Origin of the sequence: Hydrogenophaga sp. 70-12, assembly GCF_001897365.1 — a bacterium.
Taxonomy (GTDB): domain Bacteria; phylum Pseudomonadota; class Gammaproteobacteria; order Burkholderiales; family Burkholderiaceae_C; genus Hydrogenophaga; species Hydrogenophaga borbori.
In genome coordinates this window covers 1-26,105 of sequence record NZ_MKSS01000419.1, presented here as the reverse complement: position 1 = coordinate 26,105, position 26,105 = coordinate 1, and the positions used below count along the sequence as shown (strand labels likewise).

Annotated in this window: 25 protein-coding genes; 7 read left to right on the top strand and 18 right to left on the bottom strand. The window is 70.1% G+C overall.

What is annotated here, in order from left to right:
- Positions 1-727 (top strand): hypothetical protein (locus BGO22_RS21865; RefSeq protein ID WP_286852425.1); only part of this gene is annotated, 727 nt, incomplete at its 5' end.
- 183 nt (positions 728-910) lie between these two features.
- Here BGO22_RS21865 and BGO22_RS21860 read toward each other — a convergent pair.
- The 6 genes from BGO22_RS21860 to BGO22_RS21835 are packed head-to-tail and all read right to left on the bottom strand — an operon-like array spanning position 911 to position 6,616.
- Positions 911-2,194 (bottom strand): O-acetylhomoserine aminocarboxypropyltransferase/cysteine synthase family protein, encoded by a 1,284-nt coding sequence (locus tag BGO22_RS21860; RefSeq protein ID WP_070398668.1) that lies wholly within the window; start codon positions 2,192-2,194, stop codon positions 911-913.
- A gap of 1 nt (position 2,195) precedes the next feature.
- Positions 2,196-2,657 (bottom strand): CoA-binding protein, encoded by a 462-nt coding sequence (locus tag BGO22_RS21855; protein ID WP_070398669.1) that lies wholly within the window; start codon positions 2,655-2,657, stop codon positions 2,196-2,198.
- Positions 2,658-2,669: 12 nt separating this feature from the next.
- Positions 2,670-3,149, bottom strand: coding sequence for an SAM-dependent methyltransferase (locus BGO22_RS21850; protein WP_070398670.1), 480 nt, complete (start codon positions 3,147-3,149; stop codon positions 2,670-2,672).
- 12 nt (positions 3,150-3,161) lie between these two features.
- On the bottom strand, positions 3,162-4,154 hold the full coding sequence (locus tag BGO22_RS21845; RefSeq protein WP_070398671.1) for an NADPH:quinone reductase: 993 nt from the start codon (positions 4,152-4,154) through the stop codon (positions 3,162-3,164).
- A 7-nt stretch (positions 4,155-4,161) separates the two neighbouring features.
- Positions 4,162-4,959, bottom strand: a complete 798-nt coding sequence (locus BGO22_RS21840; RefSeq protein WP_070398672.1) for an enoyl-CoA hydratase — start codon at positions 4,957-4,959, stop codon at positions 4,162-4,164.
- 16 nt (positions 4,960-4,975) lie between these two features.
- On the bottom strand, positions 4,976-6,616 hold the full coding sequence (locus tag BGO22_RS21835) for an acyl-CoA synthetase (protein ID WP_070398673.1): 1,641 nt from the start codon (positions 6,614-6,616) through the stop codon (positions 4,976-4,978).
- Between the two features lie 123 nt (positions 6,617-6,739).
- Here BGO22_RS21835 and BGO22_RS21830 point away from each other — a divergent pair, with 123 nt between their 5' ends.
- Together BGO22_RS21830 and BGO22_RS21825 are read left to right on the top strand one after the other, a co-directional pair.
- Entirely contained in the window at positions 6,740-7,894 is a 1,155-nt protein-coding gene (locus tag BGO22_RS21830; RefSeq protein ID WP_070398674.1) for a helix-turn-helix transcriptional regulator, read from the top strand.
- Between the two features lie 99 nt (positions 7,895-7,993).
- The gene (locus tag BGO22_RS21825) at positions 7,994-8,413 is read left to right on the top strand and encodes a hypothetical protein (RefSeq protein ID WP_070398675.1); all 420 of its coding nucleotides are present in this window, start codon (positions 7,994-7,996) and stop codon (positions 8,411-8,413) included.
- Positions 8,414-8,449: 36 nt separating this feature from the next.
- On the opposite strand, the gene BGO22_RS21820 is transcribed toward BGO22_RS21825, so the two are convergent.
- The 8 genes from BGO22_RS21820 to BGO22_RS21785 form a co-directional block, all read right to left on the bottom strand.
- Positions 8,450-9,268, bottom strand: coding sequence for an isocitrate lyase/PEP mutase family protein (locus BGO22_RS21820; protein WP_070398676.1), 819 nt, complete (start codon positions 9,266-9,268; stop codon positions 8,450-8,452).
- A 16-nt stretch (positions 9,269-9,284) separates the two neighbouring features.
- Complete coding sequence (ilvD, locus tag BGO22_RS21815; protein ID WP_070398677.1) at positions 9,285-10,964, bottom strand: dihydroxy-acid dehydratase; 1,680 nt, start codon at positions 10,962-10,964, stop codon at positions 9,285-9,287.
- Between the two features lie 18 nt (positions 10,965-10,982).
- Positions 10,983-12,305, bottom strand: coding sequence for an FAD-dependent oxidoreductase (locus BGO22_RS21810; RefSeq protein ID WP_286852424.1), 1,323 nt, complete (start codon positions 12,303-12,305; stop codon positions 10,983-10,985).
- 13 nt (positions 12,306-12,318) lie between these two features.
- Complete coding sequence (locus tag BGO22_RS21805) at positions 12,319-13,641, bottom strand: TRAP transporter large permease (RefSeq protein ID WP_070398679.1); 1,323 nt, start codon at positions 13,639-13,641, stop codon at positions 12,319-12,321.
- Complete coding sequence (locus tag BGO22_RS21800) at positions 13,638-14,144, bottom strand: TRAP transporter small permease subunit (RefSeq protein ID WP_083293113.1); 507 nt, start codon at positions 14,142-14,144, stop codon at positions 13,638-13,640. Before BGO22_RS21800 ends, BGO22_RS21805 begins: the two co-directional genes overlap by 4 nt.
- A gap of 83 nt (positions 14,145-14,227) precedes the next feature.
- Positions 14,228-15,295 (bottom strand): TRAP transporter substrate-binding protein DctP, encoded by a 1,068-nt coding sequence (gene dctP, locus BGO22_RS21795; protein WP_070398680.1) that lies wholly within the window; start codon positions 15,293-15,295, stop codon positions 14,228-14,230.
- A gap of 48 nt (positions 15,296-15,343) precedes the next feature.
- On the bottom strand, positions 15,344-16,156 hold the full coding sequence (locus tag BGO22_RS21790) for a sterol desaturase family protein (RefSeq protein WP_070398681.1): 813 nt from the start codon (positions 16,154-16,156) through the stop codon (positions 15,344-15,346).
- Between the two features lie 65 nt (positions 16,157-16,221).
- Positions 16,222-16,977, bottom strand: a complete 756-nt coding sequence (locus BGO22_RS21785; protein WP_070398682.1) for an alpha/beta fold hydrolase — start codon at positions 16,975-16,977, stop codon at positions 16,222-16,224.
- Between the two features lie 70 nt (positions 16,978-17,047).
- Between BGO22_RS21785 and BGO22_RS21780 the strand changes: the two genes are divergently transcribed.
- Complete coding sequence (locus BGO22_RS21780; RefSeq protein ID WP_070398683.1) at positions 17,048-18,304, top strand: iron-containing alcohol dehydrogenase; 1,257 nt, start codon at positions 17,048-17,050, stop codon at positions 18,302-18,304.
- On the top strand, positions 18,301-19,059 hold the full coding sequence (locus tag BGO22_RS21775) for a GntR family transcriptional regulator (protein ID WP_070398684.1): 759 nt from the start codon (positions 18,301-18,303) through the stop codon (positions 19,057-19,059). Before BGO22_RS21780 ends, BGO22_RS21775 begins: the two co-directional genes overlap by 4 nt.
- A 37-nt stretch (positions 19,060-19,096) precedes the next feature.
- Here the strand turns inward: BGO22_RS21775 and BGO22_RS21770 are convergent, their stop codons facing one another.
- From BGO22_RS21770 to BGO22_RS21755, 4 genes are read right to left on the bottom strand one after another with little or no spacing between them, the layout of a single operon-like run.
- Entirely contained in the window at positions 19,097-19,708 is a 612-nt protein-coding gene (locus BGO22_RS21770) for a LysE family translocator (RefSeq protein WP_070398685.1), read from the bottom strand.
- A gap of 57 nt (positions 19,709-19,765) precedes the next feature.
- Positions 19,766-20,578, bottom strand: a complete 813-nt coding sequence (locus tag BGO22_RS21765) for a hypothetical protein (protein ID WP_070398686.1) — start codon at positions 20,576-20,578, stop codon at positions 19,766-19,768.
- Positions 20,575-21,189 (bottom strand): hypothetical protein, encoded by a 615-nt coding sequence (locus BGO22_RS21760; protein WP_139147008.1) that lies wholly within the window; start codon positions 21,187-21,189, stop codon positions 20,575-20,577. The genes BGO22_RS21765 and BGO22_RS21760 overlap by 4 nt, the downstream gene beginning before the upstream one ends.
- A gap of 8 nt (positions 21,190-21,197) precedes the next feature.
- Positions 21,198-21,830, bottom strand: coding sequence for a response regulator (locus tag BGO22_RS21755; protein WP_070398688.1), 633 nt, complete (start codon positions 21,828-21,830; stop codon positions 21,198-21,200).
- Between the two features lie 206 nt (positions 21,831-22,036).
- On the opposite strand from BGO22_RS21755, the gene BGO22_RS21750 reads away from it, so the two are divergent.
- Entirely contained in the window at positions 22,037-24,271 is a 2,235-nt protein-coding gene (locus BGO22_RS21750; RefSeq protein ID WP_083293115.1) for a hybrid sensor histidine kinase/response regulator, read from the top strand.
- 61 nt (positions 24,272-24,332) lie between these two features.
- Positions 24,333-26,105, top strand: a 1,773-nt coding sequence (locus tag BGO22_RS21745) for a PAS domain-containing sensor histidine kinase (protein ID WP_286852423.1), incomplete at its 3' end; no start/stop codon positions are given.

Sequence of the window (26,105 nt, the reverse complement as noted above, 5' to 3'; positions counted from 1 at the left end):
TCAATTGGTAACGCTTTGGACAGCACTGGAAACGCTCATCCCGTCCACTGCCCACGGAGCAAAGATTGTAAATATACTGAATCAAATGACGCCATTTCTGATGCAAGCCTATATACAGCGCATTGTTCAGCGTTTCACACATGATCTAATCTCATGGAAGCCATGGTACGCAAAACGCCTGCTGAACAAAGTCCCTGGCATAGAAGGTGCAAATACCATCTATAGGGCAATGGCACTCCTGGCCGTCGACACCAATAGCGAGCTGCGATCAGAGCTATATACAGAATTAAAGGACTTTCACTTACTTCGCTATCGCGCCTATCAACTGAGCGAATTACTAGGCTCCCCAGCTTCCTTGAGAGCGGCACTCGACACACACCTTATGAAAGTAGAGTGGCAAATTCGTCGAATTTACAGAACGCGCAACATGTTAGTGCACTCTGGAAAACGGCCGAGCTATATCCACACTTTAGTGGAAAATGCACATGACTATTTCGATCAAATCATCTTTGATGTCATGAGAATGTCATGCGGAGAATATCGAGCAGGCACTCTCGATGATGTGTTTGAACTGGTCAAAATCCGCCAAGCGAAGTTCACATCGACCCTTGCCGGAATTTCAAAATTCAATGTTGAAAATTGCGCCTTTCTCTGTGACGATCTCGACACGCTTCACGATTTTCAAAACGAATCTTGGGGCATGCAGCGCAGGCCAAGCATCCACTAATTTGAAGGATTTTTTGACTACCATTAAGACCGATCGAGCATCTATAGAGGCCAATTCGGACCATAGCTAACTGAAACGAAGCAGCGCAACGAGAGACTCCCTGCGATGCAGAAAATCGATGCATGGCTTGCCTTCTTTCAACCCATTGAGGCGAGGCCAAATATCATTGCTGATTCGACAGTCTCACCCCACCGCCCTCCCCAACCCCTGCCCCACATCCCAAAGAATGTCCTCAATGTGCTCCAGCCCGACCGATATCCGAATCATGTCCGGCAGCACCCCCGCAGCAATCTGCTGAGCCTCATCCAATTGACGATGCGTCGTGCTCGCCGGGTGCGAAATCAGCGTGCGCGTATCCCCAATGTTCACCAGGTGGCTCATGAACTGCGCGCTTTCGATGAAGCGCACGCCCGCCTCCATTCCGCCCTTCACGCCAAAGGCCAGCAGGCCTGAAGCGCCGCGCATCTGGCGCTTCATCAGCGCGTGCTGCGGGTGGTCTTCCAGGCCGGGGTAGTTCACCCAGCTCACGCGCGGGTCGTCTTTCAAAAACTTGGCCAGGGCCAGCGCGTTCGCGCAGTGGCGTTCCATGCGCAGCGGCAGGGTTTCCACGCCCTGCAATATCTGCCACGCGCTGGTGGGCGCCAGTGAGGCGCCGTAGACGCGCAGGCCTTCCATGCGGCAGCGCATGCTGAAGCCAAAGTCGCCAAAGGTTTCGTAGAACTTCACGCCGTGGTAGCCGGGCGATGGCTCGGTCATGCCGGGGAATTTGCCGTTGTCCCAGGGGAATTTGCCGCCCTCCACCACCACGCCGCCCAGGGTGGTGCCGTGGCCCGCCAGGTACTTGGTCGCGCTGTGGATGACGATGTCCGCGCCCAGCTTCACCGGGTTGCACAGAAAGGGGCTGGGCACGGTGTTGTCCACGATCAGGGGCACGCCGTGCGCGTGGGCCACGTCGGCGATGGCGGCGATGTCCAGCACCACCATGCTGGGGTTGCCCAGGGTCTCGGCGTACACGGCGCGGGTGTTGGGCCGCATGGCGGCGGCAAAGGCGTCCGGGTCGGTGGCGTCCACAAAGCTGGTTTCGATGCCGAACTTGCGCAGGCTCACGGCCAGCATGGTCACGCTGCCGCCGTACAGGGCGCCGGCGGCCACCACGTGGTCGCCGCTTTGCAGCAGGGTGGTCAGGGCCAGGGTCTCGGCGGCCATGCCGCTGGCGCAGGCCACGGCGGCGCGCGCGCCTTCCAGCGCGGCCACGCGCTCTTCCAGCGCGCACACGGTGGGGTTGCTCAGGCGCGAGTAGACGTTGCCGAAGGTCTGCAGGTTGAACAGGCTGGCGGCGTGCTCGGCGCTGTCGAAGACGAAGCTGGTGGTCTGGTAGATGGGCAGCGCGCGCGAGCCGGTGCTGCTGTCGGGGATCTGGCCGGCGTGGATGGCCAGGGTCTCGGGGTGGAACTGTCGGTCGGCCATGTCACACCGGGCGCCTGGCCGAAATCACCTGGGTGTTCACGCCGGCCCAGTTCAGGCCGCCGAACAGGCGGGCGTGTTCGATCTTCACGCAGCGGTCCCACACGCTGTCCAGGCCGGCCTCGGTGGCGATGCGGTCGGCGGCTTCGCTCTTGAGGCCCAGCTGCTGCCACAGGCATTTGGCGCCGATGGCGGCGGCGCTCTGGGCAATGGGCGGAATGTCTTGCTCCTTGCGGAAGACGTCGACCATGTCCACGGGGAAGGGGATGTCCTCCAGGCGGGCGTAGCTGGGCTCGCCCAGTATCTCGGGGTACTTGGGGTTCACCGGCACGATGCGGTAGCCGTGTTGCTGCATGTACTTGGCCGCGAAGTAGCTGGGCCGGTGCCATTCGGCCGAGAGGCCGACCACGGCGATGGTGCGGCAGTCCTTGAGGATGCGCCTCAGGGTGGGGATGTCGTCTTGCATGGCTGGGGGGTGTCACCAGTAGTTCGCCATCAGGGCCTGGGCCCAGGCGGGTTCGCGCAACTCGCCGCGCGGCAGCGTGGCGCTCCACACGGGTTTGATGTCGAGCACGGGCGTGCCGTCCACGGCGTCCAGGCCCTCCACTTCGATGGTGGTGCCGCTGACGCCCAGCACGCGGCAGATGCACAGGCCGATGCGGTTGGGCCGCATGCGCGCGCGCTGCGCGAAGATGCCCACGCGCGGCCAGTCGGCGCGGTTGCGCGGGTGGCGGGCGCCGGTTTCAACGGGCTCCTGTTCGTCCACGTGAAAGTGGAAGACCACCTCGATGTGCGAGACCTGGTCCAGGCCGAGCAGGCTGTCGGGGCCCAGGCGCGGGTCGCTGAGCTCGATGCGCGAGCGGTTCGGGCCCCAGCCGTCCTTGGTGGCCTCGGCGCGGCCGCCGCGCACCTGGCCGATGGGGGTGTAGTGGTAAGCGGGGTTCGGTGCTGTGTTCATCGTTCGGGTGCCTCAGGCCGCGCCCACGCGCAGCACCACGTTGCCCACGGCGCGGCCGCTTTCCACCAGCTGGTGCGCGTCGGCGATGCGCTCCAGCGGCAGGCGTTCGGCGATGGGGAAGCGCAGCGCGCCGCGTTCCAGCAGGCGGTTGAGCGTGCCGGTGGCGCGCGCGCGGTCGGCCTCGCTCAGGTGGTAGACCATGAAGAACTTGAGCTGCAGGTTCTTCACGATCAGTGGGTAGAAGGGAATGGCCAGGGGCGAGGCGCCGCTGCCGTAGGCCACCACCTCGCCGCCGGACTTGAGCATGTCGAGGTTGGCGGCGGCGTTGGCGGCCATGTCGGTTTCGATGATGCGGTCCACGCCCTGCCCTTGCGTGAGCTCGGCCACCCGCTGCACCAGGGGCTCGGTCTTGTAGTTCACCGCCTCGTCGGCACCGGCCTCGCGCGCGATGCGCGCCTTCTCGTCCGAACTCACGGTGGCGATGACCCGCGCCGCGCCGAGCTGGCTGGCCAGCTGCACCGCGCCGTGGCCCACGGCGCCCGCGCCACCGGCCACCAGCACGGTCTTGCCGGCCACGCCGCCGTCCATCAGCACCGCGTGCAGCGCGGTGAGCGCGGGAATGCCCAGGCAGGCGCCGACCTCGCCGCTGGCGGCGTCGGGCAGGCGCACGGCCTGCTGCTGCGGCAGGCACAGGGCCTCGCAGGCGGTGCCGTGCGCGCGGCCCCAGGCGGCGTTCCACAGCCACACGCGTTCGCCGAGGCGCGCGCGGCTCACGCCCTCGCCCACCGCGTCGATGACGCCGCTGCCGTCGCTGTGCGGCACGACGCGCGGGAACGGCAGCGCCTTGCTGCGCAGGCCGGCGCGGGACTTCACGTCGGACGGGTTCACGCCCGACCAGGCCACCCGCACGCGCACCTCGCCGGGGGCGGGCTGGGGCTCGGGGATGTCGGCGAGTTGCAGCACCTCGTGGGCCGGGCCCACGGCTTCGTAGAAGGCGGCTTTCATGGGCCGCTCACCAGTGGGGCTTGCGCTTGTCGATGAAGGCCTGCACGCCTTCCAGCGCGCTCGGGTCCATCATGTTGCAGGCCATGGTGCGGGCCGCGTCGTCGTAGGCGGCGGCGATGCCGGTTTCCAGCTGGCGGTAGAACAGGCCCTTGCCGGCGGCGATGGCCATCCGCGGCTTGGCCAGGATGCTGTCCACCAGCTTCGCCACTTCGGCCTGCAGGTCGGCCGCGTCCACCACGCGGTTGATGAGGCCCTTGGCTTTGGCTTCGTCGGCGCCGATGAAGTCGCCCGTCACCAGCATCTCGAAGGCGGCCTTGCGGCCCAGGTTGCGGCTCAGCGCCACGCTGGGCGTGCTGCAGAACAGGCCCACGTTGATGCCGCTGACGGCGAAGCGCGCCTCGCGCACGGCCACGGCCAGGTCGCACATGGCCACCAGCTGGCAGCCCGCCGCCGTGGCGATGCCCTGCACCTGCGCGATGACGGGCACGGGCAGTTGCTGCACGGCCATCATGAAGCGGCCGCACTGGGCGAACAGGCGGTTGTAGTAGTCCAGCGAGGGCTCGGCGCGCATCTCTTTCAGGTCGTGCCCGGCGCAGAAGGCCTTGCCCTCGGCGGCGATGACCACCACGCGCGCGCCCTCGTCGGCGGCCACGCGGTCCACGGCGGCCTGCAGCGCGGCCAGCATGCCCTCGCTCAGGGCGTTGAAGGACTGCGGGCGGTTCAGCGTGAGCGTGACCACGCCGCGCGGGTCGCGCTCGTAGCGCAGGGGTTCGTGGGCGATGGAGGGGTCAAGCCGGTCGTTCATGGTCTGTCTCGCTCGGTCATTCGATGGCGCTCGAACTCTTGGCGCGCTCGCGCAGTTCGAACTTCTGGATCTTGCCGGTGCTGGTCTTGGGGATGGCCTCGAAGCGCACGGCCTTGGGCACCTTGTAGCCGGCCAGCAGCGTGCGGCAGTGGGCGATGAGTTCGGCTTCCGTAGTCTGCGCGCCGGGGCGCAGCTCCACGAAGGCCAGCGGCGATTCCCCCCATTTCGGGTCGGGCTTGGCCACCACGGCGCAGGCCATCACGGCGGGGTGGCGGTAGAGCGCGTCCTCCACCTCGATGGAGCTGATGTTCTCGCCGCCGCTGATGATCACGTCCTTGCTGCGGTCCTTGATCTTCACGTAGCGGTCGGGCTCCAGCACGGCCAGGTCGCCGGTGTGGAACCAGCCGCCCTCGAAGGCCTTGGCGGTGGACGCGGGGTTCTTCAGGTAGCCCTTCATGACGATGTTGCCGCGGAACATGATCTCGCCCATGGTCTGGCCGTCGGCGGGCACCTCTTGCATGGTCTCGGGCGCCATCACGGTCATGCCTTCCTGCAGCGGGTAGCGCACGCCCTGGCGGCCGTTCAGGCGCACCTGCTCGCCGAGCTCGGCGCTGGCCCAGCCGGGCCGCGCCACGGCCACCGAGGCCGGGCCGTAGACCTCGGTTAGGCCGTAGACGTGGGTGATCTGGAAGCCCAGGCGCGCCATGCCTTCGATCATGGCGGCCGGCGGCGCGGCGCCCGCCACCATGCCGCGCACGGCGCCGATGCCGTGCTTGAGCGCCGGGTCGGCGCCCACGGCGGAGAGCACGGCGTTGTGCACGATGGGCGCGGCGCAGTAGTGGTCCACGCCGTGCTCGCGCATGGCGGCCAGGATGGCGAGCGGCTCCACGCGGCGCAGGCACACGTGCACGCCGGCCTGCAGCGCCACCGTCCAGGGGAAGCACCAGCCGTTGCAATGGAACATGGGCAGGGTCCACAGGTAGCGCGGAAACTGCGGCATGGTCCAGGTGACCACGTTGCTGACGGCGTTGAGGTAGGCGCCCCGGTGGTGCGTGACCACGCCCTTGGGGTCGCCGGTGGTGCCGCTGGTGTAGCTCACGGCGATGGCGTCCCACTCGTCGGCGGGGCCGTCCAGGCGCGGCAGCGGCGCGTGCGCGGCCAGCAGGGCCTCGTACTCGTGCGCGCCCAGGCGCTCGCCAGGGCCGCTGTACTCGCTGTCGCAGACGTCGATGACCACGATGCCCCGGCCCAGGGCGGCCAGGGCCTGGGCCACCACCGGCGCGAACTCGCGGTCGGTGATCAGCACCTTGGCCTCGCAGTGGTTCATCTGCCAGGCCAGCAGGGCGGCGTCCAGGCGCGTGTTGAGGGTGTTGATGACGGCGCCCAGCGCGGGAATGGCGTAGTGCGCCTCCACCATCTCGGGCGTGTTGGGCAGCAGGGTGCTGACGGTGTCGCCCTTGCCGATGCCCAGGGCGCGCAGCGCCGCGGCCAGCCGGGCGGCGCGCTCGCGCACCTGGGCCCAGTTGAGGCGCCGCGCGCCGTGCACCACGGCGGGCATGTCGCCAAAGACCTCGGCCGTTCGCTCGACGAAGCTCACGGGCGAGAGGGCCACGAAGTTGGCCGGGGTGCGGTCCAGGTGCTGGTCGTAGATGCTCATGGCGGCATCGTAGGCAGCGCGGACAGGGGGTGACCAGCGGGGCTTACCCGATGGGGCGCGGGGCGAATGTCGCCGCGCCGACACCTTGTGCGCCAGGGCCGCGGGTGCTACAAGCCTGCGCTCATGGACGCGCCCGCCACCCACGCCCTGACCGAGGCCATCTACGACGCCGCGCTGGACGCCACGCACTGGCCCTCGGTGCTGGGCCGGCTCAAGACCGCGTTTCGCACCGAGGCCGAGACCTTCTACGTGCTCGACTTCGCCACGCGCGAGATCGGCGAGGCCCACCTGGCCGGCGTATCGCCCTACTGGGTGAGCCACTTCAACCGCTTCTACTTCGCGCCCGACAACCCCTGGAACGTGCACTCCACCGCCCTGCACCGCCAGGGCATGGTGCGCACCAACGAGCGCCTGGACGCCTTCACCCGCCAGCGCGGCGCGCTCTTTCGCTCCAGCTACTACCACGAGTGGATGGTGCCGCAGGGCTTTCACCACAGCATTGGCAACACGCTCACCAGCGACCGCCGCGCCATCGCCAACGTGACGCTGCTGCGCGCGCCCGACCTGCCGCGCTTCAACGCCGCCGAGGTTCGCCTGTTCGAGCAGCTCAGCGTGCATTTCGTGCGGGCGCTGCGCGTGCGCCAGCACCTCGACGCCCTGCGCGCCACGCGGGACGGCCTGGCCGCGATGCTCGACGGCCTGGGCGACGCCCTGCTCCTGCTGGACGACGACGGCCGGCTGCTGCACGGCAACCGGGCCGCACTGGACTGGCTGGCGCGCCGCGACGGCCTGCAGCTGCGCCATGGCGGCGTGGAGCCCTTGCAGCCCGGCCAACGCCCGCGCTTCACCGCCTGGCTCAGGGCGCACGCGGCGGGCTCGCTGCGCGCGGCCTCGGTGCCCGACACGCTGACCCTGGCGCGCGGCGGCAGCCGCCTGCCGCTGGCCTTGCGCGCCTCGGGCTGGACGCTGCCGCTCTCGTCCTGGCACAGCCCGCGGCGCTGCGTGCTGGTGTCGCTGGGACCGGCGGGCGCCCCGCGCGGTGGCCCGCCCACCGAGGTGCTGCAGGGCCTGTACCACCTCACGCCGGCCGAGGCCCGCCTGGCCCATGCGCTGTGCGAAGGCCTGAGCCTGCGCGAGGCGGCCGAGGCCCTGTGCATCACCTACGGCACGGCGCGCACGCGCCTCAAGGCGGTGTTCGGCAAGACGGGCACGCACCGCCAGGCCGCGCTGGTCGAGTGCATTCGCCGCGACCTGCCGCGCCCCTTCGGTCCGGGCTGATCCCGGCGCCGCGCGCTGCGCACCTCCCATTTGGGAGGTGCCGCGCGGCGCGCGCCTGCCTATCGTCGCGTCCAGTCCATCCACCCAGGCTTCGCGACCATGTCCCTCATCACCCTGTCCGGCACCGTCAGCGGCATCCGCCACTCCTCGGAAACCTCGGGCCACATCGGCAAGAACGGCGGCAACGTGCACACCAAGCAGGTGATCGCTTTTCGCGTGGACGGGCAACCCGCAGAAATCAAGCTCATGAACATGCCCGACGTGCAGGACGGCGAGCGCGTGACCCTGGCCGGGCGCATGAAGAACGGCAGCTTCCGCGCCCTGGCCATGCGCAACGACCAGACGCGCGCCATCTACGGCATGCCCACCACCATGGCCTATGTGTTCGGCGCGCTGCTGGTGCTGGTGGGGCTGCCGCTGCTGCTGGTGCTGGTGGGGGTGCTGTTCATCGGCGCCGGCGCCTGGACCCTGTTCGAGGCCTGGACGCACACGCAGGCCGCCCGGCTTCTGCGGGCCTGAGACACGGCCCGCCGCGCCCGGCCCGGGCGCGCCGCCCTAGCGGAACATCTGGTTGAAGGCGCCCAGCCCGGGCAGGCCCGCCGCGTAGCCGAAGCTGCCCGGCCCGTTCATTTCTTCGCTGGCCTTGAGCAGCGCCGCATAGGCCGCGCGCGCCAGCGAGGAGCCCACGCTGATGCGGCGCACGCCCAGGCGCTCCAGCTCGGCGCGGGTGAGCGCGCCGCCGGCCAGGCCCATCACCACGTTCACCGGGCGCGGCGCCACCGCGCGCACCACGCGCTCCACCTGCTCGGCGGTCTTCAGGCCGGGGGCGTAGAGCACGTCGGCACCGGCCTCGGCGAAGGCCTGCAGGCGGCGGATGGTGTCGTCCAGGTCGGGCCGGCCCCACAGCAGGTTCTCGGCCCGCGCGGTGAGCACGAAGGGATGGGGCAGCGCCCGCGCCGCCCGCACCGCCGCGCGCACGCGCGCCACGGCGGCGTCGAAGGGGTAGATCGGGTCGTCGGCGCGGCCGGTGGCGTCTTCGATGGAGCCGCCCACCACGCCGGCCTCGGCGGCCAGGCGGATGGTGTCCGCGCAGTCCTGCGGCTGGTCGCCGAAGCCGTTCTCCAGGTCGGCCGTGAGGGGCAGCGCCGTGGCCTGGGCCAGGTCGCGCAAATGGGCGATGGTGCGATCGCGGCCCAGGCCACCATCGGGCAGGCCCAGGGCAAAGGCGTGGCCGGCGCTGCTGCTGGCCAGGGCCTGGAAGCCCTGCCCCGCCAGCAGCACGGCCGAGCCGCGGTCCCAGGGGTTGGGCACGATGAAGCAGCCCTGGCGGTGCAGCTCGACGAAGCGCTCGGCGCGTTCGGCCATGGAGGTCATCGTGTCCCCTTTCGTGTCACTTCAGCGGCGCGCGCTCGCCCAGCACCGCGCCCTTGGACAGCGGTTGTACCAGCTGCCCGTACAGGTGCAGCCAGCCGAAGCGGCCCTGCGGCACCGGCGGCTTGAAGTCGCGCAGGCGCGCGGCGATCTCCTCGGCCGGCACGGACAGCTCGATGCGGCGCGCGTTCAGGTCGATCTCGACCGTGTCGCCGTCGCGCACGGCGGCCAGCGGGCCGCCCTCGGCGGCCTCGGGCATGACCTGGCCGATGGTGATGCCGCTGTTGAGGCCGGAGAGCTCGCCGTCGGTGACTACGGCCACGTCGGCGCCGCGCCCGGCGCCCACCAGGGCCGCCATGAAGCTGGCCGCGAACACCGTGCCCGGGCCGCCGCGCGGCCCCAGCATGCGCAGCACGATCACCTGCCCCGGCTGCACGGCGCCGGTGCGCAGGCCGTCGATGGCCAGGGACTCGTCCTCGAAGACCTTGGCGGTGCCCACGAAGCGGCGGATGCCGGCGGGCACGGCGGCCAGCTTGACCAGCGCGCCGTCGGGCGCGAGCGAGCCGCGGATCACCATCAGGCCAGGCTCGCGCGCGAAGGGTTCGTCCAGCGTGCGGATGACCTGCTCGTCGATGGTCAGCGGCTCGGCCAGCACCTCGCCCACCGTGCGCCCGGACACGCTCAGGGCGCCGCCGTCCACCAGCGGGCCCATGCGCTGCATCACCGCGCGCACGCCGCCAGCCGCGTCCAGGTCCTCGATGCGGTCGGGGCCGTTGGGGCGGATCTGCGTGAGCATGGGCACGGTGTCGGCGCAGGCCTCGAACTCGGCGATGACGTCGACGGGGCATTCGGCCTCGGTGGCGATGGCGATGAGGTGGCGCATCACGTTCACCGAGCAGCCCATGGCCACCGCGGTGCGCACGGCGTTGCGCAGCGCGGCGGGCGTGAGGATCTGGCGCGGCCGCAGGCCTTCGCGCACCAGCTCGACGATGCGCGCGCCGGCCTCGGCGGCCAGGGCGTGCAGGCGCGGGCCGTCGGCGCGGATCGGCGCATTGCCCGGCAGCGCCAGGCCCAGGGCCTCGGCCAGGCAGTGCATGGAGTTGGCCGTGGCCAGGCCGGCGCACACGCCCGGGCCGTCGATGGCGGCGCGGCACATGTCGTGCAGGCCGTCGAGCGAGAGCTGGCCCGCCTTCACCGTGCCCACGGCCTTGTAGACCTCTTCGATGTCGACGTGGTGCTCGCCGCACTGGCGGCCCAGCTGGTAGCCGCAGGCCAGCACCAGGCTGGGCACGTCCAGGCGGCCGGCGGCCATCAGGTGGGCCGGCGTGGTCTTGTCGCAGCTGGACAGCAGCAGCATGCCGTCGAGTTCCGCGCCCTCGACCTGCACCTCGATGTCGTTGACGATGAGGTCGCGCGTGGGCATGAGGTAGCGGCCCTGGCGCCCCGCGCTGGTGATGAAGTCCGAGGGCGCGGCGGTGCGGATCTCGAACGGCAGCCCGCCGGCGGCGCGGATGGCGTCCTGCACGATCTTCGAGATGCGGTCCAGGTGCGAGAAGCACACCGACAGGCCGCTGGAGGTGTTGACCACGGCGATCTTCGGTTTGTCGAAGTCGCTCTCGGGAATGCCCATGGCCGTCCATTGCGCCATGCGCACGGCCCAGCGGGTGGAGCCGCGTTCGAAGTTGCTGCGATAGGTCATTGGTGTCCTGGAAAGGGTTCAGTCGTCCAGCCGCGCGCCATGGCGGTTGAGTTCGGCGCGCACCTCGCGCCCGTCGATGGCCCGGGGCTGGCGCCGTCCGCGCACGGCCAGCGTGGCCGCCACGCCGAGCGCCTGCCCGTAGGAGAAACACTGCGCCGTGACGCGCGCCGAGGCCACGGCCTCGTGCTCGGCCGACAGGCAGCGCCCGCCGAACAGCAGGCCCTCGCCCACCTCGGGCACGAAGCAGCCGTAGGGCACTTCGTAGAAGTCGCCCAGCAGCCATTCCACGCGCGGCTTGCTGCCGGCGTGCAGTTCGATCGGCCAGGGCGAGCGCGCCACGCCGTCGGCGAACTTGCTGCCGGCCACCACGTCGCTGTTGCGCAGCACCGCGGTGCCCGCGCCCTGGCGCGTCTGGCGCACGCCCACCTGCACGCCGGTGTCGTTGACCCAGGCGTTCTCGCAGCCGGCCAGGTTCTCACGGAAGAAGCGCTCGTAGGCGCGCACCTGCGCGCGGCCCTGGGGTTCGGCCTCGCTCAAGTCGCGCGCGATGGCGGCGTTGAGCTCGCGGCCGTCGGCGCCGCGCACGCGGGTGCAGTTGCACAGCAGCTCACCGGGTCGCGTGGTGGTGAAAAGCCAGATCTTGGCGCGCGGCAGGTCCAGGCCACCCTTCTGCGCGGCCAGGATGCGCTCGCTCACCGCCACCGGCATGATGGTGTCGTGCCCGTATTCGGCGATGAAGCGCGCCGTGTCCACGCCCTGCAGGCGAAAGATCATGGTCGGGTTCTGCACCACGCCGTCGGCCCCGCACCAGGTGCGAAAACCCGCCATGGCCAGCAGATCGGCGTCGCCGCTGGCGTCGATGGTGATGGGCGCGCGCACGTCGAGCAGGCCCGACTTGGTCCAGATGTTCGCGCCGCCCACCAGGTCGCCGTCGCGGTGCACGCCGGTGGCCAGCGCGTGGTACAGCACGCGCACGCCGGCCTGGGCCAGCAGGGCGTCGGCGCTTTCGCGCCAGGCCAGCGGCTCATGCACGCGCGTGAAGGTCTTGCCGTAGAGCATGGGCTCGGTGAGCCCGCCGCGCGACTCCATCTGCGCGATGAAGTCGTCGACGAAACCGTGCACCAGCTGGCGCGGCGTCACCGGCGTGTCGCTGGCCTCGTACAGGCCGCAGATGGTGCCGGACAGGCCCGCCACCGCCCCGCCGCCGCAGAAGCCGTAGCGCTCCACCAGCAGCACCGACAGGCCGGCGCGCGCCGCCGTGCAGGCCGCGGCCACGCCGGTGGCGCCGCCGCCGATGACCAGCACGTCGGTGCGCACACGCTCGACAGGTCGTTGGTCCATGGTCGTTTCTCCTTCAGCGCAGTTGCATGGCCCAGCCGGGCAGCCAGGTCACCATCTGGGGCCAGACCATCGTCACCGCCAGCACCACGACCTGCAGCAGGATGAAAGGCACCATGCCCGCGTACATGTGGCGCATGGTGATCTCGGGCGGCGCCACGGCGCGCAGGTAGAAGATCGCGGGCGCCAGCGGCGGCGTGAGGTAGCTGGTCTGGATCATGATCAGGAACAGGATGCAGAACCACACCGGGTCGAAGCCCGCGGCGGTCACCAGCGGCGTGAAGATCGGCAGGAAGATCAGCACGATCGAGATCCAGTCCAGGAAGAAGCCGGCGATGAACAGGATCAGCAGCAGCAGGAAGACCAGGCCCCAGGGGCCGAGCTGGAACTGCTCGATCACCGTGCTGGCCAGGCTGATGCCACCGCCGCCGACGAACACGCCGGTGAACAGCGTGCCGCCCAGCAGCACCGCCATGATCATGGCGGTGACGCGCACGGTTTTCAGCAGCGAGTCGTACAGGCCGGCCCAGGTGAAGCGGCGGTAGAGCATGGTCAGCAGCACCGCGCACACGCAGCCGATGGCCGCGGCCTCGGTTGGCGAGGCCAGGCCGCCCAGGATGGAGCCCAGCACCGCCACGATCATCAGCAGCGGCGGCACCAGGTTGCGCAGCGTGATGCCCAGCTTCTCGGCGAAGCCCGGCTCGCCCGGCTCGCGCGGGATGCGCGGGCCGTGCTCGGGCTTCACGACGCACAGCACCAGGATGTAGACCAGGTACAGGCCGGCCATCAGCAGGCCGGGAAACACCATGCCGTACATGAGGTCGCCCACGGAGACGTCGGCCAGCGGGCCCATGACCACCACCACCACCGAGGGCGGGATGATGGTGCCCAGCGAGCCGCCGGCGCAGATGACCCCGCTGATCAGGCGCTTGTCGTAGCCGTAGCGCAGCATGATGGGGATGGTCAGCAGCCCCACCACCGACTCGGTCGCGCCGATCACCCCGCTGGAGGCGGCGAACACGATGCACATCAGCACCGTGGCGATGGCCAGGCCGCCCGGCAGGCGGCGCGTCCAGATGTGGATGGCCTCGAACAGCCGGTCGGCGATGCCCGACTTCTCCAGCACAGCGCCCATGAAGACGAACAGCGGAATGGCGGCGAAGACGAAGTTGGAGGCGAGGTCGTCGATCTTCTCGACGAACTGGTGCGCCACCGCCGGGCCGAAGGTGATCAGGCCGAACATCGTGGCGGTGAGCAGCATCGCGAAGGCGACCTGCACGCCGAGGAACATCAGCCCGAAGGTGACGGGCAGCATGAAGAAGGGCAGGTATTCCATCATGAGCCTTGCGCCTCCGGTTCGCGGCGGACGAAGGACTTGAGCAGTTCGCACAGCACCTGCAGCGCCAGTGTGGCGAACGCCAGCGTGAACACCGCGCGGAAGGGCCACACCGGCAGGTTCAGGGCCGACTGGCCCGAGGTCTCGCCGCGAGCGAAGCCCTCGGCCATGTAGTTCCACAGCGTCCACGACACCCAGACCAGGATGGGCAGCAGCAGCGCGTAGACCACGGTGTCGATCCGGCGGCGCGCGCGGTCCGACAGGAACACGCTGAGCACGTCGATGCGGATGTGCTCGCCCTGGCGCAGGGTGTAGGCCAGGGCCAGCAGGAAGTGGGCACCGGTCAGCGTGTAGCCGATCTCGTAGGCCCAGATGGTGGGGGCGTGCAGCGCGTAGCGCGACACCACCTCCCAGGTGGTGGCCAGCACCAGGGGCACCAGCAACAAGGCCGCGAGCACGCCAACGCCCACGACCCAGCGCTCGGCGAGGTCAATCAGTCGATTCAAGGAAAACCCCAATCAAAGAGGCGGCGGCGTGGGGCCGCCGTTCGCGGACGCGCACCGGGAGCGGTGCGCGCCGCCCATTCGCATCAGGTGCGCTTGACTTTCACCTTGCGCCAGTCGTCCGCGTCGCGCCAGGCGGCGTCGAAGGCCTTCTGGCTTTCGTGCACCTTGGCGAACCACTTGGATTTGCCTTCCTTGGCGGTCCTGTCGGCCCAGTCCAGGCCGATCTTGCGCGTGGCGAACTGCACCTCGTCGTCCAGCTCGATCAGGGTGACGCCGTTCTTCTTGTAGAACTCGAAGGCCTTCGCGTCTTCCGCGCCGATGCGGGCCCAGCTCTCGAAGGTGACCAGTTTGGCCACCACCTCGACCAGCTTGCGGTCGGCCTCGGGCATCTTGTCCCACACGCCTTTGTTGAGCACCAGCTCGAACGGCGCGCAAGGCTGGTGAACGCCCGGGTAGCTCAGGTAGCGCGCCACCTTGTAGAAGCCCGAGGAGACGTTCTCCCACGGCGTGCCCCACTCCACCGCGTCGATCGCGCCGCGCTCCAGCATGGGGAAGATGTCGCCGCCGGCCGTGGTCACCGGCGCCGCGCCCAGCTCCTTGGACATTTCCAACCAGGCGCCGGCGGTGCGCAGCTTCAGGCCCTTGAGGTCTTCCAGCGTCTTCACCGGCTTGCGCGAGTGCACGAAGACCTCGGCGGTGCGCATGAACAGCGGGAAGGAGATGACGCCGTCGGCGCCTTCGCGGAACTCACGCTGCAGCTCCACGCCGCCGCCCTCGTAGAGCCAGTGCAGCATGCGCTCGGCGTCGAAGCTGCCGGCATAGCCGCCGAACAGCGCGGTGGTGACGTCCTTGCCCCAGTCGTAGCCGATCCAGGTGTGGCCGCATTCGGCCAGGCCGTTCTTCACCGTCTCGGGCACCTTCAGCGCATTGCCCAGACCGCCGCCCGGGAAGGTCTGGATCTTGAAGCGCCCGCCCGAGAGCTGGTTCATGCGCTCGGCGAAGGCCTTGGCGCCGATGTCCATCAGGGGACCGCCCGCCCAGCCGGTGGCCATCTTCCAGTTGTAGGTGGGGCCGGATTGGGCATTGGCGCTGGCGCTGGCCAGCAGGCCGGCGCCGGCCAGGCCGGTGCCGATGAGTTGACGTCGCTTCATCTGTTGTCTCCTGCGTATGGGTATGTGTTCAGGCGGTGGCCCGTGTGTTCAGGCCAGGGCCTGCTTTTCCTCGGCGGTCAGCTCGGGGCCGTCGAGCGTGACGCGCTGCTCCTGCGTTTCGTTGTTGCGAAAGCGCGCGACGATGGGCTTCAACTCGGGCTTGATGTAGCGCTCGTCGTAGCCATTGAACAGCGTGCCGATCAGGCCGCGGTCCAGGTCGCTGGTTCCCATGATCCAGTCGAAGATGGGAAAGCTGAGGTTCATGTTCTTGTGCATCATGATCCCCTGGTTGTGGTGCGCGGTGTGGTGGCGGCGGATGGTGTTGATGAAGGGCATGTTCCGCACGAACCAGTTCTCGTGCACATGGCAGCACAGGTGGAACACCTCGTAGACCAGGTAGTGGCAGACCATGGTCATGAACAGGATGTAGCCCGCGTTGGGGTTGAAGACCTGCGCCGCGATCCAACCCAGGCCGGTGCCGAAGACGCCCAGCACGATGAGCACGCGCCAGGGAAAGAACACGATGCGGAACTCGCGCGTCGTGTCGATGGTGATGTCGTTGTCGGTGAAGTACTGGTGGTGCTCGCGCGTGTGGCGCTCATAGATGGCGCGCAGCGCGAAGACGTCGATGCGGCGGTGCATCACGTACTTGTGCATGAACCACTCGATGAAGTTGCCCGCCAGGAACACGGGCAGCACCAGCAGCCATTCCCAGGTCGGGTTGTCGAGCCGCTGCGCGCAATACCAGAGCGCCGCGATGCCGGCGGCGAACATCACGCTGGTGTGGACGATGCCGTTGTAGAAGGGGCTGATGCCGCCCTTGTACTTCTCTCGGAACCGGCGCTGCTTTTCAGTCATCATGGTCTCGTCTCCTGTGCAATCCAACTAACATACTAGTCGGATAGTAGAAGTCGATCATACGCATGTCAAGAACCGAGGAAGGCACTCATGGAAGACCCTAGGGCCTCGCCCGCCTGGGCCATGACCGAGTGCCCCACCCCTGGCAAGGGCAGCCAGGCCGCGCCGGGCACGTGATCGGCCAGCCAGCGGCCGTGCTCGAACGGGCAGTCGCCGTCGCGGTCGCCGTGCACCACCAGGGTCGGGCGTCGGATGCCACGCGCCGCCGCGCGCAGGTCGGCGCCGCGCACCGAGGCCCAGCTGGCGGCCACCGCGTCGGCATCGGCCACGGCCTTCAGCTGCAGGCGCTCGGCGCGCTCGCGGGCCTCACGCTCCAGGGCCTCGGGCGTCTCGCCGCGGAACCACACCGCGCCCGGCGTGGCGCAGGCGGTGCCCGACACGAGCACCAGGCGCTCCAGCGCGGCATCGCCATGGCGCGCCAGCAGGTTCAGGATGACGCTCACGCCCATGCTCCAGCCGGCCAGGGCCACCGGCGAGCCGGTGCGCTGCGCCAGGTCGGTCACCAGCGCGTGCACCAGGTCGGCGTAGTGGTCCAGGTGGTAGTAGCGCGCGTGCGACAAGGCCTGGTCCGCGCGCCAGCGCGGCGACAGCCCACGCCCGGGCAGGTTGGGCAGCACGCAGCGGCGCGCCAGCAGCGCGGGCAGCACGGGTGCCCAGGCCTCTGACGTGCCCTGGATGCCGTGCAGCAGCAGCAGGGGAGCGCCCTGCCCCACCAGCCTGCATTCGAGGGTTTGTGCCGATCGGTCGATGGAAGGATTTGCCATACAAGTAACATATCAATCGTGTTTCAATAGTTTCACAGACCTTCCGCAACGCCTATCCGTTTTGACCCTGATGTCCCAGCAGCCCCTCTCCGACCAGCCCGTCGCCCTGTACACGCCGCCCCGCGTCATCTGCGCCGACGGCGCCCGCCACCGCCTCGCACCGCTCTGCAAAAGCCTGGGCTGGCACGAGGCCCTCGTCGTCACCGACGCCTGGTTCCAGCAGAACAGCCCCGCCCTGGCCGAGGTGCTGGCGGCGCTGCGCGCGCAGGGCATCGCGGTGCGCGTGTTCGACGGCGGCGAGCCCGACCCATCCACCACCCTGGCCGACCGCGCCAGCGCCTGGGTGCGCGAACAGGGCGCGCGGCCCGACCACCTGATCGCCTGGGGCGGCGGCAGCAACATCGACCTGGCCAAGGCGCTCAGCGTCGCCCTGCCCAGCGGCCGGCCCGTGGCCGAGCTGATGGACCGCGCGAACTGGCCGGCGGCGCCGCTGCCGCTGGTGGCCGTGCCCACCACGGCCGGCACCGGCTCGGAGATCACGCCCGGCGCCATCCTGGTGCAGCCGGGCAGCGCCACCAAGGTGGCGCTGATGGCCAACGCGCTGCGGCCCGCGGTCGCGCTGATCGACCCGGAGCTGACCTGGACCTGCCCGCCACGCGTCACGGCCGACGCGGGCCTGGACGCCCTGACGCACGCCATCGAGTCCTGGCTGACCCTGGACGCGGCGCGCTTCGACAACGGCGAGGACCCCGACCCCGGCTACAGCGGCCGCAACGAACTGACCGTTCAATTCGCGCGCCAGGCCACGGCGCTGACCTTCACCCACCTGGCCACGGCCTTCGAGCGACCGCACGACCGCGCCGCCCGCAACGCCATGGCCCGCGCCAGCCTGTACGCGGCCATGTCCTACGCCACCGCGGGCCTGAACGCGGTGCACGGTCTGGCCTATGCGCTGGCCGGACTGACGCACGCCAGCCACGGCAGCACCAACGCGGTGATGCTGCCCTACGTGATGGACGCGCTGGTCGACACGCGGCGCGACGAACTCGCCGAGATCGCGCGCCTGGCGGGCGCCACGGGCGATGACCCGCTGGCCCTGGCCCGGCAGGCGCCGGTGCTCACGCGCGCGCTGGTGCGCCGGCTGGGCCTGGCCGGCGATCTGATAAGTTTCGGCGTCGGGCCGGCACAACTGGCCCAGCTGGTGTCGGACGGCCTGGCGGTGACGCGGCTGACCAAGGCCTGGCCAGGGGGGCCGGCCAACGAGGCCTACGCCCGCATCGTGCACCATGCCTACCACGGAGAACTTTCCGGAGAATCGCGCCCATGAGCAAAGCGACGGCGAAAAAGACACCAGGGACCCCCAGCACCCCGCGGGCCACCGCGAAGAAGGCCAGCGGCAAGGCCGCCCCGCCGGCCGACGCGTCAGCGCCCGCGGCCCGGCCCCGCAGCCTCACCACGCAGGCCTATGAGCGCATCGAGGCGCTGATCGTCCAGCTCGAACTGTTGCCCGGCACCGCGCTCAGCGAGGCCGAGCTGTCGGCCCGCCTGGGCATCGGGCGCACGCCGGTGCGCGAGGCGCTGCAGCGCCTGGCCCGCGAACACCTGGTGCAGATCCTGCCGCAGCGCGGCGTGCTGGTGTCGGCGCTGGACATCAAGCGCCAGCTGCGGCTGCTCGAAACGCGCCGGGAGGTCGAGCGCCTGGTGGCGCGCTGCGCCGCGCGCCGCGCCACGGACCAGGAGCGCCAGCAGTTCGCCGAACTGGCCAAGGAGTTCAACGCCGCCGCCAAGGCCAAGGACCAGACGCGCTTCATGCGCGCCGACAAGGCCTTCAACGACCTGTCGCTGCGCGCCGCGCGCAACGAATTCGCCAGCGGCGCCATGGGCCTCATGCATGGCCTGTCGCGGCGCTTTTGGTTCATGCACCACCGCCAGGCCGACGACACGCAGCCCATCGCCGTGCTGCACGCCCGCATCTCGCAGGCCATCGCCGACGGCGACGAGACCCTGGCCGCGAAGGCCCTGGACGAGCTCATCGACCACAACGAGGCCTTCACCCGCTCCACGGTGAACACGGACTTCTGAAGGCCCCGCCGCGCGCCGGCTGGGCCAGGACGGGCCCTCAGCCGCGCAGCGGCAAGGCCAGGCCGATGGCCACGAACACGCCGCCGCAGGCCCGGTTGAAGGCCTTGCCCGTGCGCTGCAGCCAGGGGCGGATGCGGTTCGCGGCGCTGGCGATGAACAGCTCGGTGAGGATCTCCACCAGCGCGAAGGTGCCCGCCATCAGCACGAACTGCGTGAAGAGGCCACGCGCCGGGTCGATGAACTGCGGCAGGAAGGCCGCGAAGAACAGCACGGCCTTGGGATTGCTCACCGCCGACAGCAGCCCCTGGCGGAACAGCGAGGCCCCGCTGCGCGGCGCCGCCGCCTGCGCCATGCCCTCGCCCAGCGGCGGCGAGCGCCACACCTGGATGCCCAGCCACACCAGGTAGGCGCCGCCCACCCACTTCAAGACCGTGAGCCAGACCAGCGAGGTCTTGAGCAGCGCGCCGATGCCGAACATGGACAGCGCGATGACCAGCACGAAGCCCAGCGCCCCGCCCGCGATGGTGTAGAGCGTGAGCCGGCGCCCGTGCAGGGCGCCGTGCGTGAGCGCGAGCAGGCCGTTGGGGCCGGGCGACAGCGACAGGCCGATGGCGGCGGCCAGGTAGATGAGCCAGGTATCGAGCGACATGGGGCGATGCTCGCCGCGAGGCCGCCGGGCGTCAATGGCCACCGCCGCGCGCCGGGCTCAGACCGGCTGCTCCACCCGGATCGGCAGCTCGCCGCCCGGTTCGGGTTCGATCAGGCGGGACACGCTGTCGAGATAGGCCCGCATGAAGTCGCGCCGCTCGGGGTCCTCCACGGTCTGCGCCGTCCAAGGGGTGCTCACCTCGCCCCAGCGCTCGGCCAGGCCATGGCGGATCAGCACGGCCAGTTCCATGTCGAACAGGGCCACGGGCGCCAGCTGGCGCCTCCAGAGGTCGGTGTTGCGCTGGGCCGCGCGCAAGGCGTGGAACTGCGCCAGCAGGTGGGTGGCGAAGAAGGCCCGGCGCTGCTCGCGGCCCTCGGTGAGCACCGACAGCAGTTCGTCCTGGGTCCAGCCCAGGCGCCCGAACCGTTCGGCACCGGTGAAGCCGCTCCGCTGCGCCGCCTGGGCCTCGTCGTTCCATGGCTGGCGTTGCGCGCTGTTGAAGACGGCCCAGGCCCGTTCGGCACCCTGTACTGGCGCGACCTCGTCCACGCCCTCCGACGCCACGAACCGCGGCGGCGAGCGGCCGAGAAAGGCGGCGCGCAAGGTCTCGCCAAACGGATTGCCGGCCAGCGTGAGCGCGCGCGCGGCGCCGCGCAAGGCCCGGCGCGCGGCCCTGTCGTCGCCCAGGAAGCTGGCCGTTTCGCAGGCGTCGAGCCAGAGCGTGGCAATCGCCATATCCGGCGCACGCCCCGCCTCGTGCAGGCCCTCGGCCCGTGCGAGGAGGTACCGCAGCCGGGCCTGCAGCGTGGAGCGCAGCTCGTCCGTTTCGTCCGGTGGCGCGTACCGGGTGATGGCTTCCAGCAGCGTCATCGGGCCAGGGCCTCGCGCAGGTTGGACACGCGCTCGGGGGGCCGGTAACGCGGGTTGGTGTGTTGCCTCAGCGGCGCCGCGGGGTCAATGGAAATGTCCCAGTACGCCCAGCGCTCGATCTGGTGCGAGGGCACCAGCAGCTTGGCGGTGATCTCGCCTTCGAGCTGGAAGTCGGACCACCGCGTGTAGGTGTGCAGCTCACGCACCTCTTCGGCGACGGCCTGGACCTCCACCGCCGGGTTCAGGCCGACCAGCACCCAGCAGTGGAACAGGTACCCCGGGCGCCGGCCCCAGTCGGTGGCGAAGCGCAGGGCGACTTCCTCGGCCGTGAGCAGCCGGTTGATGCTCGCCACGCGGTCGCGCTCGACGCTGCCCGCGGTGAGCGAGATGAAGGGCGTGAGGTGCCCTGCGCTGGCGTACCGGTGAATGTGGTCGTGCAGTTCGTGCGCGCGCAGCCGCCCCTCCACCTGCTCGGGCGCGGGCTGCCCCCGGTTGCGCCACCAGTTGCTGCGAATGCCCTCGCCGCCCTGCGTGATGCGATCGGCATCGGCGTCGTTCTCGCCGGCCAGCCCGCCCGGCCCCCCCCAGATCCCTTTGATGCAGCGCTGCACGAACACGCTCAGACCCCTTCTCGCTGGGCCACGTCGCACACCAGCTGCATCAGCTCGTCGGGGCGGTTCGTCATGCCGAAGAAGAACGCGGGCCGCGCCAGGCCACCCTGGTCCGTACCGACATAGCCGATGGCGGGCAGCAGCAAGCCCTTCGCCGGCAGGCCCTGCACGAAGCGGATGCCCTCGTCGGGGCGCCCTTCGCGCCGGACGTCGGTGAGCATGAGCAGGTAGTGGTGGTTGCGCAGGAACTGCTCGGCGGCGGCGCTGGTGGTGGCGAGGTCGATGCGCAACTCCAGCGTCTCGAGCAGCGCCCGCTCGTTGCGGTTGTTGGGCGGCTGGTCGTCCACCCACAGCACGCGCGCGCCGCGCAGCAGGGCCGCATTGGCCGAGAGGCGGCGCAGCACGGCCATGCGCGCCCGGTGGCTCACCACGTTGTCCAGGCCGCGCAGCTCGACCGCCTTGTCCAGGGACGCCGCCGAGGCCTCGATTTCGATGCCCAGCGCGCTGACCTTGGACGCCTTCTTCAGCAGGCGCGCGATGGCGTCGGCGTTGGCGATGAGCAGCACGATGACCACCAGGGCCATCAGCAGGCTGGGCGACACCTTGACCAACTCCACCCACAGGCTCGACGCATCGCTCATGGACCGCTCCTGACGCGGCTCCCGGCCGGTGCGGCGATGCTAGTGCGCTTGGGCGCCGGAGCCAATCCCCACCGGCGCATAGGCATGCCTGGGCGGCGCCCCACCCCGGTGCCGGCGCCGCCGGGCCAGCTTCCCAAAGCGGGGTTGCGTGGTCAGAATCCCATCAAACTTCAACGCCGATTGGCACTGTCGTGGATGCGTGGTCAATGAACGTCCAGGCCCCTGATCCGCCCGGGGCCCGGTTCACCGTGCCGTTCGGCGGCACCCCCACGGCATTGAGCGCCGCCAGCCGGGCGCTGGAGGCGCGCCTGCCGGGCCACTGGTCGGACTGGTCCATCGTCGCACCCGCCGCCCGCGCCGCCCTGCTCGCGGCCCTGCGCCAGACGCGGCCCTTCGCCTTGAGCCTGCGCCTGCTCGACGACGCCCACGGCCAGCCCGTGCATGTGCGCTGCCAAGGCCATTGGCAGGCGGCGCGCCTGTCCCACCTCTGCCAGCTCGCCGACATCAGCGACCTGCAGGCGGCCCACGACACCACCGGCCACGCCCTGCTGCAGCTGCAGGAGATGGTCGACAGCCTGCCGCTGCTGGTGATTCAGCTCGACACCAGTCCCGAATTGCGCTGCGCCTTCGCGGCCGGCAGCCTGCTGCGGCTGCTGGTCCCGTACCAGCAGAACCCGGTGGGCCAGGCGGCGCTCGGTCTGTTCGGCCCGGCGCTGTTCGCGCACCTGCGCCAGGAGATCCAGGCCATCCAGCCGGCCGGCGGCGCGCGGCCTTTCATCTGGCGCGCGCACGACGACCAGGGGCAGCTGCGCGTGCTGGAGGGCACGCTGCGCACCCTCATCGACAGCCAGGGCCGCCCCAGCGGCCACCTGCTCGACTCCCTGGAAACCACGGCCTACCACGCCACCATGGCCGCGCTGACCGCCTCCGAGGAGCGCCTGCGCCGCTTCGTCATCGCGAGCAGCGACGCCATCGTCGTGCACATGGACGAGCGCATCGTCGATGCCAACCCCGCCGCCTGCCGCCTGCTCTCCACCACGGCCGAAGCGCTGCGCGAGCGGCGTTTCCTGGACCTGATCGCCACCGAAGACCAGGCGGCCTGCCTGGCCCACGCCGACGCGGCCTCGCACGAAGCCCAGGAATGCCACCTGGTCGACCGGCACGGCACACGCATCGCGGTCGAGCTGATCGGGCGCACCGTGCAGCGCAAGGGCCAGCGCATGCGCATGGCCATCGTTCGCGACGTGCGCGACCGGCGCGAAGCGCAGGCGCGCATCCACGAGCTCATCAACCACCTGAGCGCCCAGAGGGACCGGGCCGAAGCGGCCGACCGCGCCAAGTCGCTTTTCCTCTCCGCGGCCAGCCACGACCTGCGCCAGCCCATCCACGCGCTCGGCCTGTTCCTCACCAGCCTGGAAACCCTCGTCCAGTCGCGGTACCTGCCGCTGCCCGCGCTGGAGCAAGTGACGCGGCGCATGGGCGCTTCGCTGGACGCGCTGGGCCGCCTGCTCAACTCGCTGCTCGACGTCTCGCGCCTGGACGCCAACGCGGTGGTGGTGCACCCGATCGCGGTGCCCCTCGCCCCCCTGTTCGGCGAGCTGGCGGCCGATCTCGGCGATGCCGCCAGCAGCAAAGGCCTGCGCCTGGACGTGGTGCCCACCCGCGCCTGGGTGTTCACCGACCCGGTGGTGCTGCGCCGCATCGTGGACAACCTGGTCTCCAACGCCATCCGCTACACCCGGCAGGGCCGGGTCCTGGTGGGCGCGCGGCCCCGCGGCGCGTGCGTGGAGCTGCAGGTCTGGGACAGCGGCATCGGCATCGCGGCCGACCAGCTCGACGCCATCTTCGGCGAGTTCTACCAGGTCAGCCCGGCCAGCGCGAGCGACAGCGGCCTGCGCGGCCTCGGCCTGGGGCTGTCGATCGTGAAGCGTTCGGCCAAGTTGCTCGATGCCCGGCTGAACGTGCGCTCGGCGCCCGGGCGCGGCTCCATGTTCTCCATCACCGTGCCCCGCGGCACGCCCGCCGCGGCCCCGCTGGCGCCGCCGCCCTCGCCCGCCGCGAAACGAAGGGCCAGCAGCGCCCCGAGGCGGGTGCTGGTCATCGACGACGACGCCATGGTGCTGCAGGCCATGCAGCAGCTGTTGCAGGCCTGGGGCCACCAGGTCTGGTGCGCGGCCGACCAGGACCAGGCGGTCATGCTGGCCATTACCCACGCGGAGGAAATCGACCTGGTGCTCTCGGACTACCACCTGGGCGGGCAGGTCGACGCGGCGCAGTTCATCGGCACCGTTCGCGCCTGTCTGGTGCGGCCGGTGCCCGTGCACGTTTTCACGGCCGACACCTCGGTGCCCGTGGCCCAGAACATCCGGGCCTTGGGGTTATCGCTGCTGCACAAGCCCGTGCAACACGATCTACTGCGACAAGTGCTGGAACAGGGATGAACGCGAGCATCGCACGCTGCGCCGACGGGCACCGACAGCGATGCCGAGCGGGCTCCATCCCATGAACCACGGTGCGACGGTTTCACCCGATTGGATCGAACAGATAGGGGGCCTGGCCGCCGTACTGCGGCCCAGCCCCTGGCGGTTCACGCCCAATGCGGCCCTGCAGGGGCTGCTGGGCGCCGATGGGCAGGGCGAGGCCGAATGGCGGCGGGCCTTCGACGCTGGCGGCGAGCTGTCCGAACCGCTGCGGCGTGGCGAGCCGTTCCACGGGCGCCTGCGCCTTGAACCCGCCGCCCACGGCCATGGCGCGCGCCTGCTGCACGCCGACCTGGCGCCCATGGGCAACGGCGACTGGTTGTGCACCGTCGTCGACCTGTCGGACGTCGAGGAACGGCGCGGCCGCCGCGCGCTGACGCTGCGGCACCTTCGGCATACCCTGGACCAGCTGCAGGAACTGATGTCCATGGTGACCGAGGGCGAGACCATGCTCTTCACCAACGTGTCGTTCGCGCGCTTCTACAGCACCACGCCGGACCAGGCCGAGGGCCGCTCGGTGCTCACCGTGATGGGGGAAGAGAACCACGCCATGACCGCGCCGTTTCGGGCCAAGGCGTTTCGCACCCTGCGGCCCGTGCGCTACGAACGCCCCCTGGTCAGCGGCGAAGGCGAGGACCGCGTCATGGATGTGCTGCTGTGGCCAATACCAGGCGGGCCCGGGCAGATGAACCGCATGGCCACGCTCACCCGCGACGTCACGCTGCGCCACCGGGGCATGCAGGCCCTGCGCCAGACGCTGGAGCGGCTCAACGCCCTGTTCGAGGCCGGCATCGAAGGCATCCTGCTGTGCGACCAGGGCGTCATCACGGACGCCAACCCGATCGCCAGCCGCCACACCGGCCTCGAACGGCAGCAGCTGGTCGGCCTGTCGCTGGCGCAGGTGCTGGACCGGCTGGGCGTTCCGCCTGAGGCCTGGGCGGGCGGCGGCCAGCCCATCGACCTGAGCCTGTCCCTGCTCCCGGGCGCGCACGACAAGCCCCCCATGCAGATCCAGGCCATCACCTTCATGGACGGGGACAGTCCTTGCCAGGCCGTGTTGATCCAGGACATGAGCTACCGCTACCAGGCCCAGCGCCGCATCGACCGCCTGCTCGTCGACCTGCGCTGGCAGACCGAACGCGCGGAGGCGGCCGATCGTGGCAAGTCCGTCTTCCTGGCCTCGGCCAGTCACGACCTGCGCCAGCCCATCCACGCGCTCGGCCTGTTCCTCACCACCATCCGCAGCCTGAGCCACGCGCCCTCGCCCTTGTCCAGCAAACCCTTCGTGCCCATCGTGCAGCGCATGCGCGCCTCGCTGGACAGCCTGATGGAGCTGCTCAACATGCTGCTCGGCGCCTCCCTGCACGGCACCGGGCAGAAGCCGCTCCAGCCGCGCCCCACGCCGCTGCAGGCGCCGTTCGACGACATGGTGTCGGAATTCGCGGCCATGGCGGCGCGCAAGGGACTGAGCCTGCACGCGGTGCCCAGCCGCGCCTGGGTGCTGGCCGATCCCACGGTGCTGCGCCGCGTCCTGACCAACCTGGTGTCCAACGCCGTGCGCTACACGCAGCAGGGGCGCATCGTGCTGGGCGCGCGCCGGCGCGGCGCCAGCGTCGAGGTGCAGGTATGGGACACGGGCATCGGCATCCCGCCCGAAAAAATCGATGCCATCTTCCAGGAGTTCTTCCGCGTCGACACCGCGCCCACGCGCGATGGCCGCTCCGAAGGCCTGGGCCTGTCCATCGTGCGGCGCGCGGCCGCCCAACTGGGCGCGCGGCTCGACGTGCGCTCGATG